Below are 15,251 nucleotides of genomic sequence, written 5' to 3' on the forward strand. Positions count from 1 at the left end.
GGCGCAAAACAACGAAAAATATATAAAAAGACAGGCGAATAATTCTGCCTGTCTCTCCATAATTCTATATATTCTCCAACTGAAATGATAGATGATTTGCCTAAAGGCTCACACCTAAATTACATGGAGCCTCCCAGTCTGTATCCGGAAGTCAGAGCGATAACAACGGAAGCTACGATGATGGCATTGAGCACAAGACGGGAATACATAACTTTATCCATTTTTTTCATAGTTCTCCCTCCTTTCCAGTTAGTATGATGTATGATTAATTTTGCGGTTCCGCATGTTCGGGTGCATCGGATGTGCGCACCACAGATGAAGAGGATGTGTTCTTCCCGACGGTCATCAGGTTGACGATGTAGAGGAAGATCCCGATGTTCATAATGATGTCTCCGATGCTAATGACTTGTGTTCTTGGATAAGGCGGTGAAAGCGGAATGATGTCTCCAAGAAGCGACAAGCGGGTTGAGGCGTCCATCAAGAAATGCTTGGTAGTAGCCGTTGTGTCCATAAGCCGCTCGATATAGATCGGATCCAGCACCATGGCTGCGTTCATCGAGACGGGCATTCGGCCACCGTTGACCGCCATCACCAGGAAATTGAGGAATACGCCGACGAGTATGCTGCGAAAGCCTTTCTGATCGCGGTTGAGCCACAGAAAGATCATGCCGGCAACATAGATCGATAAGAAGATATAGCCGCTCGCGGCTGTCAGCCATTCGGAATCGCCTTGGAAGCGAAAGATCAGCAGCTGTAACACCAGCAGAATCGGGAAGATCAAGCCGCCCTTAAGACGAATTCGACTGAATTGCTGGAGCCCGTGCTGAAACCCCCCACGTATCAGTCCGACAATGAACCCTAATATAATGCCGTCAAATACCATGATAGAATTCCTTCCTTCATATCTTTAACTCTGTTATAAGATAGTTCGACAGCGATTTGGAAATTCCTTCAACAAAATCCTGAATAACCGAGAAAATTTGGAAGAAATCAATTCATTTTGTTTTAATATGTATGTTGGTATGGATTTAAGTAGATTATAACAGATTAATAGGATAATTCTTCCTACTTTTTTCGTGTTTATGTTGCAGAAAAGAGCAAATTTATGAACTTTACATACCTATGGGGGGTATAGTACAGTGAAAGAGTGGAATTTTATAGAATGAAAGGGGAGGGCGTTAATATGACTCAGGTTACATTAACTGTTGAAGGCATGTCCTGCAACCATTGCGTAAGTTCCGTTGAAGGTGCACTGAAAAATGCCGGTGCAAATGGCAAAGTAGACCTGGCATCCAACACGGTAGCTGTAGAATACGATGAAACGAAGGTTAGCCTCGAATCCTTGAAGGAAGCCATTGAGGAGCAAGGGTACGATATCGTATCTTAATGGCATATATGCACGATTTGACCGACAGCGATCATAAAGTTGTCGGTCTTTAGTTCGTACCCCACTATTTTCTCGGGATGAGGAGTGAAGGCAGGATGAATGATACGCTATCATTATTAATGAATCACCGATCCATTCGTAAATATTCGGCCAGACCGGTTATGGATGAGGATCTGCGAGCCATAATATCCGCGGCCCAGATGGCATCCACTTCCAGTAATGTACAGGCTTATAGCGTGATTGCGATCACCGATGCGGCCCAGAAGCAGAGGTTGTCGGGCTTAGCGGGTAATCAAGCGTATATCGTAGAGTGTCCGGTATTTCTAGTATGGTGCGCTGATCTGTATCGTTTGAAAAAAGGAGCAGACGCGCATCTGGCCGACAAACAGGCGTATGCCGATTCGACCGAGAATTTCATCGTGGCTACGGTGGATGCCGCGCTGGCTGCGCAAAATGCGGCAATTGCGGCCGAATCGCTAGGTATGGGCATCGTTTATATCGGCGGGGTGCGCAATCACATTGCCGAATTCTCTGAAGCTCTGGAACTGCCGGAACTGGTGTACCCGGTATTTGGCATGTGCCTTGGTTATCCGGATCAGGAGCCGGGCTTGCGCCCGCGATTGCCGGTTGAAGCCGTGCTTCACCAAGGGACCTATAACTGCAACGGCATCGAGACTGAGGTGGCCAAGTATGACCAGGTTTCATCGGCGTATTTGTCCGAGCGGACAGGGGGCAAGAACAGCACGCCGTGGTCTGAGCTGATGGCCAGACGACTTGCCGAACCGGTAAGACTGCATATGCAGGATTTTCTCAAGCAGAAAGGATTTATGAAGCGATAATGGAGAGGAAGCGTAACTACTTTATTGTAGGGACGCTTTTTTTTGTGTGCATGAGGTCTTTGGAGCGCTGCAGCAATGTGTGGATTTGCCGTCCCAAGAGTTCCGGGTGGACACTCCTGATGTCTAATATCTGGTATCCTATAATTTTACATTAAAGTGTAAAATATTACATGAGAGGAGGACATACTGTCATGAAAACTATGGAAGTTATAAAGAATGATATCGAACAAGAGAGACATAAGCTTCATCGGATGAAGCAGCGATATTGTGACTTTAATCATCCTAAAGTCCTCAGGCAATCCGTAGTGCTCGATGAATTGCTGAACCAGTACAGCAGCTCCATTAGAGCGACGAAGTCAAAGCGCAGACACTCCACGTAATAGTTGTCAGAACGATTTACAAACCATACATAGTAACCGCATTATCATACAAGCGCTGGCGCGCCTCGGTCTCTGACATCCCTTTAAGCTCAGCCCATGCTGAGGCCACGGCGGCGGTCATCTCGGGATGGGTCATCTGATCGGCGAAAGGCCCCTCGAACGGCCATGGTCCATCCGTTTCACTCATTACCAGATGCTCCGGATAAGATCGAGCAATCTCACGAATCTCCTCTTCATAGAGAATATCAGGCGTGAAGGATATGTAATATCCGTTCCTTGCCATCCGTCCGAGTGTCTCACGCGAGCCCTTGAACCAATGAAAATGGGCGCGGGTAACATCGTGCTTCTCGAGCAGGCGGCATGCGATGTCCGCATCTTCGTATACGGCATGGAGAATGACGGGTTTATGGAATTTCTTCGCGAAGATAATGAATTGTTCGAGCATCGCCTCGTAAGGCCGATTATCCCAGGAATGACCATCAGTCTCCGCTTCCATTCGGTTGTAGTAGGGGAGACCGACCTCTCCCACGGCAATCATCTCATCCACATGTTGTTCCATCCATTCCAGCAGCTTTTTTAGGTCCGATGATGACTGCAGTGGCTGTTCCGGATGATAGCCGAAGGCCGGGCGAACTTTATCATGTACCCGCCCAAGCTCTAAATTTCGTTTGCACGATGCCAGATGCATGGATACCGAGATTACCGTTTCCACGCCGCCGACTCGAAGATCCCGCAGGATCTTTGTTTGGTCGCTTTCCTCGTAGCTGTCCAGATGGATATGGGTATCGATCAGGGAACGGACGGGTTGACTGGATTGTGATTCCATCGTTATATCACCTCACGCGAGAGATTTGGTGGCGTTTTTTTGCGATGTGTACGTGTTGATCATTGAAAGGGACAGCAGGACCTCGCTTAACGCTTCTGCTGTTCTTCTCTCATCATCGCGGCTATTTCGGTTTTCATGGAGATGAACGTGGGGTCGAACAGGATAGCTTCAGGGCGAGGACGAGGAAAGGGGACTTTTACCCGTTGAAGAACCGTTCCTGGACGCGCCGATAGAATATAGATGCTGTCGGATAGTAACAGTGCTTCCTCAATATGATGGGTAATCATCAGCACCGACCGCCGCGTATCCTCCCATATATCGAGCAGCCAGCGCTGCATATCGCTGCGGGTTAGTGCGTCCAGCGCGCTAAAAGGCTCATCCAGGCACATGACTTCCTGTGGACTCATGAGCGCGCGCAGAAAAGCGGCTCGCTGCTGCATGCCACCAGAGAGCGTATGGGGATAAGCCTGTTCGAAGCCGGTGAGTCCGGCGCGTTCCATCCAACTGCGGGCTTGGGAACGAGCAGCGGCTTTGGATGTGCCGCGCAGTTCCTCCGGCAGTAGCACATTGTCTTCAATCGTGCGCCAAGGAAATAAGGCCGGCTGCTGCGGCATATAGGCGATGCGCCCCTTCGCCCCAGTGATCTCCAGGCCATCCATCAAGATGCTGCCTTTATCCGGCGCGGTAAGTCCTCCGATGATGTGAAAAAGCGTGCTCTTGCCACTGCCGGACGGGCCGATGATGGACACGAACTCGCCGGGATGCACTTCCAGCGAAAGGTTATCCAGTACATGAACGTGCTGGCGCCGATTCGAGAAGGTCTTGCTGATTCCTTGAATCTCCAGCGCCGGAGCGTGCGCATCCTCGGCGGACGTGATGTGATCATCGCGAGAATGCGTGTCAGATGGTGTTCTCATTAGGATACGGCCTCCTTCTTGAAATGCGTACAGCTTACGCTTTTTGATTCCAACGAATTAATTTCTTCTCCAGCCATGTAATCAGGGCAACCATCAACAGGCTAAGCAGTACGATTACGAGTATTGCCACGAATACCCGGTCGGTACGATAACCGGATTTCTGCAGCAGCATATAATATCCGATGCCGCGGTCCGAGCCGATCCATTCTCCAATCACGGCTCCCATCACCGAGTAGGTGGCAGCGATTCGCAGACCGGAGAAGATCGAAGGCAAGGCATGAGGCAGCTCCAGCTTGCTGAAGATCTGCCATGAAGTTGCACCTGTCATCTGCATATAATTCATCATGGTACGATCCGTTCGCGCCAATCCGTCCAATGCAGCGACGGCGACGGGGAAAAAGCAGACGAGCGTGATGACAATGACCTTGGGCAGCATGCCGAAGCCGAACCAGATCATAAGCAGTGGAGCTAGAGCGATGGTCGGCACATTCTGGCTAAGAATAAGCAGCGGATAAAGGGCTGTCTTCAAGAAAGGTATGATGTGCAGCGTCAGTGAAAGAACCAGCTGTTGCTGTGCCTATCGTAAATCCGACCAGCGTTAACTGCAGAGTAGCCAAGGTATGCTGCATGAGTCCGGATGCTCCGTTAATGGCTTCGAGGCCGATGGCGGAGGGGGGAGGCAAAATAAAAGGTTCAATATCGAACAGCCAGACCGCCGTCTGCCACACCGTCAACAAGAAGATGACCGCCACGACGGGCGGCCAGATCGAACTCCACATACTCTTCATGGACGATATTTCTCGGTCAGCCGATCCATGCTGATGCCTTTCGGATGGTGGGCAACTTTGATTTGAGAAATAATGCTAGGGCTTCCCGCCTGCACGAGTGCATCATGCATACGCTCGACAATACGCAACAACTCGGACAGATCGCCTTCCATAGTCGTCTCGAGTGCGTGCACCTCATACTTCACACCGGATTCCAGAATCACGCGGATGGCTTCGTCAACATATGGAATGCTGTCGCCACCGTCCGGTGTCCGGGGAATCACTTGAATGCTTAACAGGGTATTGGCCATCACGGTTCATCCTTTCGTTCATCTAATTGTAATCTATGGTTGTTCAGGCAAAAACTCATTCGTAAATGCGCTGTCGGCTTCAAGCTCTTGCTCCAGCAGTTGACGTTCGAACATCCAGTCGGCGTAACCGGACCAGACCTCGGCTTTCTGCTCACCCCAGCGAGGGGCATCATCCTGATAACGCGGGCTTAGCCACTTCTGGCTGGCCAGCACGAGTTCCGCATCGAGATCGGGTACGGCCTGTGACAGCAAGGCTGCTGCATCCTCCGGCTGCTTAATAGCATAGTCGTAACCTTTGGATGTTGCCCGCATGAACGCCTTCACGAGTTCCGGATCCTCTTGAATCAACTTCTCATTAGTCACAATGACGGGCGTGTAATAATCGAGTGCCTCGGAATAGTCCTTCACATAGATCATGTCCAGCGGTTCGCCGCGCAGTTCGGCTTCAATGCCGGTCCACGCATAGAATATCCAGGCAAAATCGATGTCCCGTTTCACGGCTGTAAAGAAATCGGCATCGCCCATGTTGATCATGTTTACCTTGTTTACATCTGCGCCATCAATCTCCATGATCGATTTCATCACGGCTTCCTCAACCGGAGACCCCCAGCCCCCGTACGCCTTGCCCTCAAAATCAGAGGCTTTGAGAATACCTTTATCCTTTGGTGCCGCGAAGCCTGAAGTATTATGCTGAATGATGGCGGCGATCGAGACGAGTGGCAGCCCCTGAGTTCGTGCAAGGGTAACGCCTTCCTGATAGCTAATGCCAAACGGTACGTTACCGGCCGCTACCATTGCATCCGTGCCACCGGAGCCTGGCTGTACGATCTGCACGTCTAGTCCTTCTTCTTCATAATATCCAAGCTCTTTGGCGGCATACAGACCCGTATGATTCGTATTGGCCGACCAATCGAGCATGAGCTGCACACTGCGGAGCTTCTCTGGCGGTTGTTCGCCTTCTCCCCCAGCTCCCGTATTGTTCGTGTTGTTTGGCGCGCTATCGCCGCAACCAGCTGCTACCAGCAGCAGCATGCCGGCCAGAAGCAAAGGCAACCATTTGCTCTTGATCATTGTTGATGTTTCCCCCTTGAAATCGCAGTAAATGATGTGTAACTTCACAACTAAAAAAAGCGTCCCGATAATCGGGACGCATGACGGCGTAAGTATATACTACGGCCTATGAAAACAGCCGTACACATGAGCTTCCTACGCTGGCATTACCCAGATCAGGTTGAAAGGGTCAGTATCCTGTCGTGATACACTCTCAGCCGGCCATATTCCAGCTCCCCTGTTAATATGAAGTTATACATCCGTTATTATAGACCTAACACGAAGACCTGTCTAGTTCGGAGTACACCGAATGGACAGGCCTTGGCTCATATGCACGTGATTTAATTAATCGCGTTAACGTTCGGCTTCACTGTATCTAACGTTGAAAGAACTCGATCCATTCTCCTTCTGGTCCATGAACGAAGAAGTAACGGTAGCCGTTAGGCAAAGAGACGATCTCCTCATCGACATGAGATACTTGAAGTTCTTGAACACGTGCGTGCTCGGCCTCGATGTCGTCGGTGCTGACTGCAAAATGATGCACGGTGCCTTCGGACGGGAGCGAGTCGCTATAACCTTGAATAAGTTCCACTTCGGTCTCATCACTGCCATTAAAACCAAGGAACGCTAACTGAAAGACACCGTTCGTATGGGTGAGCCGGTCCTTCAGTTCCAGACCGACAACAGAGGTATAGAAAGCAATGGTTGCTTCAAGGTCACGAACCACTATACCGACATGATCCAATCTTTTTTGAGACATGGGATAACATCCTTTCCATATAAACCGAGGTATGATAAGAAATATTATCATATTATTCCTATGAGTCAAGTTGGCTTTGAGAGTGAGATTTCCTGGACAGGCCATCTTTACTTTTGCTTGGGTAAAAAGTATCATGGGAAATGAAACCATTAATTCTTAAGTCCTAATTCATCATAAGTGAGCACGCTTACCTTTTGCCCGGGGGGAATGCTTATGAGTAGATCTCCAACCGATTCGTTATGGATTCGACTCGCGATTCTGTACACATTCATTCAGACAATGGTTTCAATGTGGATGACGGATGCTTTATTGCTTCAACGCGCGTTGGTGATTATGGCCCCGTTAGCCGCTTGTGTGTATCTGGTCTGGGCAACTCGCCATCATGAAGCGCCGAATCGCACATTCTGGCTGCTAATCATCATGGGGTTGCTCTTGGACGCAGTGGCCAGATGGATCTCTTCCGGCAATGATGGAGTCGTATTGGCAGGACCATCGGAATGGAACGCTGAGAATATTCTCTGGAGCACTTCTGTTGTTATGTTTGCTGTCGCCATAATCTACTTATTCCGCCGTGCACAAGGCTTACTACGTGGTATGAGGTTTACGCTAGATATGGTTATAATCTGCGTTACATTCTTAACGGTGGGATGGGAGTACATGACCATACCCGAGCTAAGCGAAGGCGTGGTTCCAACCGTCTGGCGTGCGTTATGGATCGATATACTGCATTTCGTGTGCATCTGCGTGCTTTTATTTTTTATATGGGTATTGTATTACAAAACCAAGCAGTTGACCAAACAGACCGCCTTATATTTGTGTCTGGGAGGAAGCTTCTATATAGCCGGAACCTTGCTACATATCTATTTAGGCGGATTCATGCATGTTGATATCGGTTCTTATTTGTATCCTTTACATAGTTTATCCGTATTTTTCGTGGCGCTTGCGGGAGGACAGCACATCCAGGCAAAAGAGAGATTACTGCAAGAGAGAAGGTCCAGGCCGCTAGGGACCCTGCTCGTTAAATATGTGCTTCCTTATAGCGTCCTCAGCTTCATGTTTGTGCTATTGGCCCAGCGGTTCGGAGGCTGGAACAGCCTGTTTACCGGTTTGTCGCTGTGCGTTGTCCTAATTCTGGTCCGGCAAGTGCTGATCCAGATCGAGAATGACCGGTTGCTTGAGCAGCTTCATTCGAGTTTTAAGCAGAGTGAGTCTTTGGCCCATCGTGATGATTTGACAGGTTTGTACAACCGCAGGTATTTTAATGCCCAGCTATCGAGGTCCCTGCATCGCGCCGACCGGGCCGGTTCAAGGGTTGCACTGCTGTACATGGACCTGAATCGGTTCAAAAGCGTCAACGACCGCTATGGACATCGTACCGGCGATTTGTTGATCCAGAAGGTTGCGCAGCGACTTCAATCGCTCGAATCCAAAGGGATTCTCGTGTCACGTCTTGGCGGAGATGAATTCACGGTGATGATATGCCCAGCAGGTGAAGACCAAGAGCTCATCTGGATGGCAGAGGAGATCTGGATCTTGCTCAGCGAACCGTACGACTTGGAGGGACACGACATCCGTACTTCGCCCAGTATCGGCATCGCGGTCTATCCCGATCATGCGAAGAACGACCAAGAACTGATTGGACGAGCGGACGCTGCGATGTATGCCGCGAAGGAACGGCATGCCCGTTGGCATTTCGATGTGGAGCAGACGATGATGCTGCAGTTGCTGGAGCAGAAGCTGGATTAACCGGAATTAACAGACAAGTGTCGACAATAAGTTGTTAAGAGCAATATAAGTCGATTTTTGTCAGACTTTCTGCAAACTTTGCACGAATCTTGCGCAAGTGGTTATAACTTCGATATAAAATCCATAAAATGCAAAGAAATCATATTCAAAATGCCGATAAGAAGCTTAGTGAGAGCTAGCTTGCCAAGGAGGACGAACATGATTTGCGACAATTGCAGCACCTTTGAACCGATTGAGGAACAGGGGACCGTTCATATGAGACCTGCATGTAGTGAGCTATCCGACATACTTGCGAAGAACGGCTACACGGTGCAAGAGAACGATGAAGGTTGTGCTGTGCAGTATATGGAACGTGCGGATCTGTTGGATATGGTACAGTGTCTGCAAGCACTTCCGCTACAGATTCGTCAATCGCTGTCTTTCTGTGTGACTGGCGGCACCGCTCCGCAGCCTCGGTATACATGGTCCTCTATGGAGATGTTCAAACTGCAGGTGGAGCATTATGATATGGTCAACATTATTGTACATAAGCAGTTTACGAGCTATATGCAGCCTATTGTAGACTCGTTCGAGCAGATTGTAGCGTATGAGTTTTTGCTGCGTCCGATTGAGGGAGGGGCAGCCTTCCAGCCGTATAAGCTGTTCGAAACGGCCAGAAAGACGGGGCTTCAAGCTTATCTTGATCGAGCGGCGCGGACCTGCGCGATTGAGACCAGTGCGGAATGGCTTCCCACGGGTGTCAAACGCTTTGTGAATTTTCTTCCTTCGTCCATATATGACGCACAAATGTGCCTCAGTCATACATTCCACACGATTGACAGACTCCATCTGGACCCGAGGGATTTCGTGTTTGAGGTAGTGGAGACCGAGCGCATTGATGATGTGAAGCATTTGCAGTCTATTTTTGAAGTATATCGTAATCACGGTATTTCGGTGGCGATGGATGATGTGGGCGCGGGTTACTCCACATTGGAGCAGATGATTCGGCTGAAGCCGGATTATGTAAAGATCGATCGGAGTTTGATCGATCATTGCGACGAGAACGCCGCACATCAGAAGCAGTTGGAGACGATTACGAAGGTAGCGCATGATTTTGGAGCGATGGTGTTGGCAGAAGGTATAGAAAGACGGGAAGAGTTTCATTTCTGCCGCGATATCGGCATTGAACTTTCGCAAGGATATTTATTCGGGAAGCCGTCGGAGCGGCCGCCGCGCGATCCGCAGTCACAACTGATCTATAACTAGACAGAGGTGTCGATTGCTAGAGAAGTGAAACTGACCCTTCGTCAACATAGAGGGGTCAGTTTTGTTATATATAAGCCTTATGTGTAGAGAAACGGGGCCGTCTCAGAAGTAAGGTTCAATTGCTCTTGAAACAGCTAGATGTGGAAGTAGCTTCGATGGTTGCGAACAAGGTCTGGACTTTTTTTTGGAGCTTCGCTTTGTGCTTAACGGCCGCTTTGCCCCAGATGCCAGAACCTGAAGTACACACGTAAACATTCTCACGGACCGTTGTGGCCATCTGACGAGAGGAGTAGATGCTGGGTGTAGGTGTAGAGGATGATTTTGGTGATCATTTTGGATGGTAACTGTCTCGCCCACCGCCAGGGTAGACGGCTGAAAAGATGCGGTCGTCCAAGCGTTTAACCACTTCGTTGACCACACTGACGAGATGATGTGGAGGAATATCGTCCTCCAGATCCATTGGCAGATGAAATTGGTCCATGCTATATGGAATGTACAAAGAAACCGTTCCTTTCGTCAATGGTGGGTAGCACTTCCATTTTACCAAAGAACGGTTTCTTTGCGTCTTAAAAAGTAGAGCATCTGCACAGCGCAGCGGAGAGGACGAATCGATTCCGGACAAGCGAGAGCGGTCGCCTTTGCTCTCACATTTCATCCTTGCCTAGAACCATTCCAAGAAATGTGAGAGCAACAGCGAGGGGAGGAACGATTCGTACGCGGAGCGTCTCCCAGCAGCAAAGGGCATCTCGCAAGATCTAAGATCTTTTGGGACACCCTTGTTGTTTGCAGCAAGCTTATCGGGCCGACTTGATCTCGCCCAGAGCGTCCATTGCATACTCCTTACCGTTTACATTCAGCTCGACAGACGTATCTGTCTCGTTGACGATCAGGATTTCTTTGTCCGTGACATTGACCTTCAAGCGAGCTCCACGGAACATCACTTTGAAGGAGAAGGAGGTCCAGTGTCCAGGTACGAAAGGGTTGAGATGCAGCACGCCATCCTTCACGCGCAAGCCACCGAAGCCATGCACGACCGACATCCAGGTGCCCGCCATGCTCGTGGTATGGCAACCGTCCTCGGTATCGTTGTTGTAGTTGTCCAGATCGAGCCGGGCTGTACGGAGGTACATCTCGTACGCCTTTTCCTGATAGCCAAGCTCGCATGCGAGAATCGAGTGGACGCAAGGCGAGAGGGAGGACTCGTGTACGGTAAACGGCTCGTAGAAGTCGAAATTCCGTTTCTTGGTCTCCAGATCGTACTGATCGCCCAAGAAGAACAACCCTTGCAGCACGTCAGCTTGTTTAATATAGACCGAACGCAGAATGCGGTCCCAAGACCAGTTCTGATTCAGCGGTAGCTGTACGGGGTCAAGATCCTTGACGGGGATCAATTCCTTGTTCAGGAAGCCGTCCTGTTGCAGGAATACGCCGCGTTCGGGATCTTCCGGATAGTACATTTTACTGATGATATCCTGCCATTTGGATGTTTCGGTCTCCAGCAGCTCCAGATGACGGATGAGATCGGCGTAGCGGTCTTCCTCATTCTCTTTCACATAATTTAGCACATCCAGCGTATATTCCATGGTCCAGCTAGCGATGCGGTTCGTGTACCAGTTGTTGTTCACATTGTTCTCGTACTCGTTGGGCCCAGTTACCCCCAGCATCATATACTGGTCGTTCGCGGGTACGTAATTGACGCGCTCTTCCCAGAAGCGGGAGATTTCGACCAGCACCTCAAGCCCATATTCAGCCAGGTATGCGAAGTCACCGGTGTAGTTCACGTAGTTATAAATGGCGTAGGCAATCGCACCGTTGCGATGAATTTCTTCAAACGTAATCTCCCATTCATTGTGGCACTCTTCACCGTTCATCGTTACCATCGGATAGAGTGCGCCTTTGGTGAAGCCGAGCTTCTTGGCGTTCTCCTTCGCTTTTTCCAGATGCTTGTAGCGATAGATGAGCAGGTTGCGCGAGATGCTGGCGTCCGCGGTGCTGAGGTAGAACGGCAGACAGTAAGCCTCGGTATCCCAATACGTGCTGCCGCCGTATTTTTCTCCGGTGAAGCCCTTAGGTCCAATGTTCAGACGATCATCCTCGCCGCTATAGGTTTGGTTCAATTGGAAAATGTTAAACCGGATCGCCTGCTGCGCCGCCACGTCGCCGCCAATGACGATATCGCTTTCCTTCCACTTGTCGCCCCACGCTTGTGACTGTTCCTGAAGCAGCGACTCGAATCCCGTCTCTACCGCAGGCGCCAATACGGCACGTGCCGCATTCAGCAGTTCGCCAAGCCCATGATTGCGAGAGGTGACATTGGCTACGTACTTGTAGATCGTAACGATTTCACCTTCGGATGCGTTAACGGTAAGTCGGTTCGCCGCATACTTTTCCTGCTCGATCAGTTCTACGGCTTGCAGGTCAAGCTTCTCGCCGTTCTTGAGAATGTCATAGGACATCACGGAAGTGAGATGGAAGTCAAGCTTCTTGGTCTTTACGGTCAGTGCGGCAGAACCGGGTGCTGTCTCCTTGAACACTTCCAGCCAGAACTTCTCGTCATAGTTGGAATCCTTGTTCTTTACATCACCGTCGAGGTAAGGCGTGATGGTTAGTTTACCGGCAAAATTGAGTGGTGTCACCGCATAGCGGATCGCTCCAATCTCATGGCGCACCATGCTGACAAACCGGATGGCTTCCACGCGAATCTGCTTGCCGTCTTCCAATTCGGCCGTAAATTGACGGGACAGGACTCCTTCCTTCATATTGAGTTCACGTACGAAATCCTTCACGGTACACTGAGCAAGATCAAGCGGAGTACCGTCGATATCTATCTGGATGCCGATCCAGTTCGTGCTGTTCAGCACCTTGGCAAAATACTCCGGGTAACCGTTCTTCCACCAGCCGACCCGGGTCTTGTCAGGGTAGTATACCCCAGCCATATAACTGCCTTGGAGGGAGTTGCCGCTGTAAGTCTCTTCGAAATTCGCACGCTGGCCCATAAATCCGTTGCCAATGCTGAAGACGCTCTCGGAGATTTCGTGTGTATGAGGATCAAAGCCTTCTTCAATAATCGACCATTCATCAAGCTTTAAATATGGTTTCACAATCCATCAACTCCTTTAATCTTAGAAAAAATAGGGGGGTCATTCTATGGGATGATGCTGCTAAAGGGTTAGCAGACGGTCCACCGTAATATCCTTGAGGGAGGACACAATCAGGTTGGCGCGCCCCAGCGTCTGAGGCGAACCAATACCGACACTGCGCATGCCCGCACGAATCGCCGCTTCAATGCCGGCTTCGGCATCCTCGAACACCACGCAGGCCGTGGGTTCAACTCCAAGTTCCCGGGCACCCATCGTGAACACCTCCGGGTCAGGCTTGGCTTGACTGGTCTTGGTGCCATCGATGATCGCATCGAAATAGGGGGTGAGTCCGGTGTTGTGGAGAATGAGCATTGCGTTCTTGCTGGCAGAGCCGAGCGCCACTTGGATGCCGGCAGCTTCAAGGCTTGAATGAACTCCAGAGCACCAGGCAGTATCTCGGACGCATCCATGGTGGAAATGTACTCGACGTACCAGGCGTTTTTCTTATCGGCAAGCATGAGCTTGGTGTGCTCATCGAGCGTAATGCCGCCGATCTCTAGCAGGATGTCCAGGGAGGCCATTCGGCTGACTCCTTTTAACCTTTCGTTGTCCTGCTCTGTGAAGGAGAAGCCGAGCTCTTCGGCAAGGCGCTTCCAGGCAATGTAGTGATACTTGGCGGTGTCCACGAGAACGCCGTCAAGATCGAATAAACATGTGGATACAGATGACATGATAAACCTCCATCAATTCTTGTGCAAACGTTTGAATTAAATCGTAAAAATAAAGGAAGCACCGCAATGCTTCTTTATTTATGGAATCGTACGGCAGGGTCGTAATCCAGTTAACCAGGCGTTACTTCGGCGGTGCAAACATAGAGGACTCACGGGTCATCAATCGATGCGGGATGATATAACGGTTAGGTAGCACCGCATTCTCATCGTTGCGTATCGCCTGGATCAGCGCCTGTGAGGCGGTGTAACCCAAGTTATAGATGCCGATATCTACACTGCTAAGCGGCGGTGTGGACAGCTCCGTGAGCGAAATGTTATTGAAGCTGATAATCGATACATCCTCCGGAACTTTATATCCAAGCTCATGCAATCCCCGCAGCACACCAAAGGCAACAATATCATCTACGATGACAAGCGCAGTCGGGCGCTCCGGCAAGTTCATGAAAAAGGACATGGCTCGATAACCGCTCTCCTGCAGGAACTCGCCTTCTACAATCCACTCCTTGCGCATCTCAAGATTCGCATCGGCGAGCGCTTTGCGGTAACCCTTCATCCGATCCTGGGATACGATCAGATTGGGAGGGCCGCTAACAAAGCCGATTCGCTTGTGCCCGAGGGAGATCAGATGCTTGGTTGCATCATAAGCAGCCTGTATGTTGTCGGTGTCGACCGACAATATATCCGGATACTTCTCGCTTCGACCGACAAGCACGAAGGGGTAGTTATTCGCCTTGAGAAAATCGACGACCTGATCATCTTGTCTGGAGTAGAGCAGGATAGCACCATCTACCCGGCGGCCATTGAGAAGTCGCGATATTGCAGCGACTTCTTCCTGTTCCGTGCCTCCGGAGCTAAGGACAACATCATAGCCGGAGCGGTTCGCTTGAGTAACAATACCGCGAATCAACTCCATGAAGAAGAGGTTGAGAAACAGCTCCTCTGCCGGCTTCGGCAGAATGACACAGATGCTCTCCGTGGTCTTGGAGACAAGACTCTTAGCCATGATATTCGGATGGTAACCCATCTCATCCATGATCTCTTTCACTTTGCGTGATGTTTCGCGGCTGATTCTAGGGTGATTGGACAGTACGCGTGAGACAGTTGAGGGGGATACCCCTGCACGTTTAGCAACATCTTTAATCGTTACAGCCATATAGGACCTCCAGTGGAACCGTTTGCGTATTATTTGAAAATAAGATAGAACCGACGCGG

14 protein-coding genes, 2 pseudogenes and 1 riboswitch are annotated in these 15,251 nt (G+C 50.1%); of the genes and pseudogenes, 5 read left to right on the forward strand and 11 right to left on the reverse strand.

From position 1 onward, the window contains the following. Positions 1-265 precede the first annotated feature (265 nt). On the reverse strand, positions 266-883 hold the full coding sequence (locus JCM10914_RS22895) for a DUF5317 domain-containing protein (protein ID WP_023965189.1): 618 nt from the start codon (positions 881-883) through the stop codon (positions 266-268). 300 nt (positions 884-1,183) lie between these two features. Between JCM10914_RS22895 and JCM10914_RS22900 the strand changes: the two genes are divergently transcribed. The 3 genes from JCM10914_RS22900 (at position 1,184) to JCM10914_RS22910 (ending at position 2,606) form a co-directional block, all read left to right on the forward strand. Next, on the forward strand, positions 1,184-1,387 hold the full coding sequence (locus JCM10914_RS22900; protein WP_023965191.1) for a cation transporter: 204 nt from the start codon (positions 1,184-1,186) through the stop codon (positions 1,385-1,387). 95 nt (positions 1,388-1,482) lie between these two features. Continuing rightward, positions 1,483-2,226, forward strand: coding sequence for an oxygen-insensitive NADPH nitroreductase (gene nfsA / locus JCM10914_RS22905; RefSeq protein ID WP_023965192.1), 744 nt, complete (start codon positions 1,483-1,485; stop codon positions 2,224-2,226). 191 nt (positions 2,227-2,417) lie between these two features. Next, a complete protein-coding gene (locus JCM10914_RS22910) occupies positions 2,418-2,606 on the forward strand; it encodes an aspartyl-phosphate phosphatase Spo0E family protein (protein ID WP_023965194.1) in 189 nt (62 codons plus the stop codon). A 16-nt stretch (positions 2,607-2,622) separates the two neighbouring features. On the opposite strand, the gene JCM10914_RS22915 is transcribed toward JCM10914_RS22910, so the two are convergent. The 6 genes and pseudogenes from JCM10914_RS22915 to JCM10914_RS22940 form a co-directional block, all read right to left on the reverse strand. Then, the gene (locus JCM10914_RS22915; protein WP_023965196.1) at positions 2,623-3,432 is read right to left on the reverse strand and encodes a TatD family hydrolase; all 810 of its coding nucleotides are present in this window, start codon (positions 3,430-3,432) and stop codon (positions 2,623-2,625) included. An 86-nt stretch (positions 3,433-3,518) separates the two neighbouring features. Then, a complete protein-coding gene (locus tag JCM10914_RS22920; RefSeq protein WP_023965198.1) occupies positions 3,519-4,349 on the reverse strand; it encodes an ABC transporter ATP-binding protein in 831 nt (276 codons plus the stop codon). 34 nt (positions 4,350-4,383) lie between these two features. After that, a pseudogene (locus tag JCM10914_RS22925) lies at positions 4,384-5,137 on the reverse strand (ABC transporter permease). After that, the gene (locus tag JCM10914_RS22930; RefSeq protein WP_023965204.1) at positions 5,134-5,427 is read right to left on the reverse strand and encodes an MTH1187 family thiamine-binding protein; all 294 of its coding nucleotides are present in this window, start codon (positions 5,425-5,427) and stop codon (positions 5,134-5,136) included. The pseudogene JCM10914_RS22925 and the gene JCM10914_RS22930 overlap by 4 nt, the downstream one beginning before the upstream one ends. A gap of 33 nt (positions 5,428-5,460) precedes the next feature. Continuing rightward, positions 5,461-6,498 (reverse strand): ABC transporter substrate-binding protein, encoded by a 1,038-nt coding sequence (locus JCM10914_RS22935; RefSeq protein ID WP_023965206.1) that lies wholly within the window; start codon positions 6,496-6,498, stop codon positions 5,461-5,463. A 115-nt stretch (positions 6,499-6,613) separates the two neighbouring features. Beyond that, positions 6,614-6,727, reverse strand: a riboswitch (TPP riboswitch). A gap of 126 nt (positions 6,728-6,853) precedes the next feature. Beyond that, entirely contained in the window at positions 6,854-7,237 is a 384-nt protein-coding gene (locus JCM10914_RS22940; RefSeq protein WP_023965208.1) for a VOC family protein, read from the reverse strand. A gap of 213 nt (positions 7,238-7,450) precedes the next feature. Here JCM10914_RS22940 and JCM10914_RS22945 point away from each other — a divergent pair, with 213 nt between their 5' ends. Both JCM10914_RS22945 and JCM10914_RS22950 read left to right on the forward strand, forming a co-directional pair. Continuing rightward, a complete protein-coding gene (locus tag JCM10914_RS22945) occupies positions 7,451-8,983 on the forward strand; it encodes a GGDEF domain-containing protein (protein WP_036719699.1) in 1,533 nt (510 codons plus the stop codon). A gap of 198 nt (positions 8,984-9,181) precedes the next feature. Next, positions 9,182-10,228: an EAL domain-containing protein gene (locus JCM10914_RS22950; RefSeq protein WP_023965212.1), complete on the forward strand. Its 1,047-nt coding sequence runs from the start codon at positions 9,182-9,184 to the stop codon at positions 10,226-10,228. Positions 10,229-10,556: 328 nt separating this feature from the next. On the opposite strand, the gene JCM10914_RS29385 is transcribed toward JCM10914_RS22950, so the two are convergent. The 4 genes and pseudogenes from JCM10914_RS29385 to JCM10914_RS22970 form a co-directional block, all read right to left on the reverse strand. Further along, positions 10,557-10,748: a transposase gene (locus JCM10914_RS29385; RefSeq protein WP_023965214.1), complete on the reverse strand. Its 192-nt coding sequence runs from the start codon at positions 10,746-10,748 to the stop codon at positions 10,557-10,559. 274 nt (positions 10,749-11,022) lie between these two features. Continuing rightward, positions 11,023-13,329 (reverse strand): glycoside hydrolase family 65 protein, encoded by a 2,307-nt coding sequence (locus JCM10914_RS22960; RefSeq protein WP_023965216.1) that lies wholly within the window; start codon positions 13,327-13,329, stop codon positions 11,023-11,025. Positions 13,330-13,389: 60 nt separating this feature from the next. Next, positions 13,390-14,039 (reverse strand): annotated as a pseudogene (gene pgmB, locus JCM10914_RS22965) (beta-phosphoglucomutase). A gap of 121 nt (positions 14,040-14,160) precedes the next feature. After that, positions 14,161-15,192: a LacI family DNA-binding transcriptional regulator gene (locus JCM10914_RS22970; protein ID WP_023965220.1), complete on the reverse strand. Its 1,032-nt coding sequence runs from the start codon at positions 15,190-15,192 to the stop codon at positions 14,161-14,163. Positions 15,193-15,251 lie beyond the last annotated feature (59 nt).

The organism is Paenibacillus sp. JCM 10914 (assembly GCF_001315105.1).
Taxonomy (GTDB): Bacteria; Bacillota; Bacilli; order Paenibacillales; family Paenibacillaceae; genus Paenibacillus_AQ.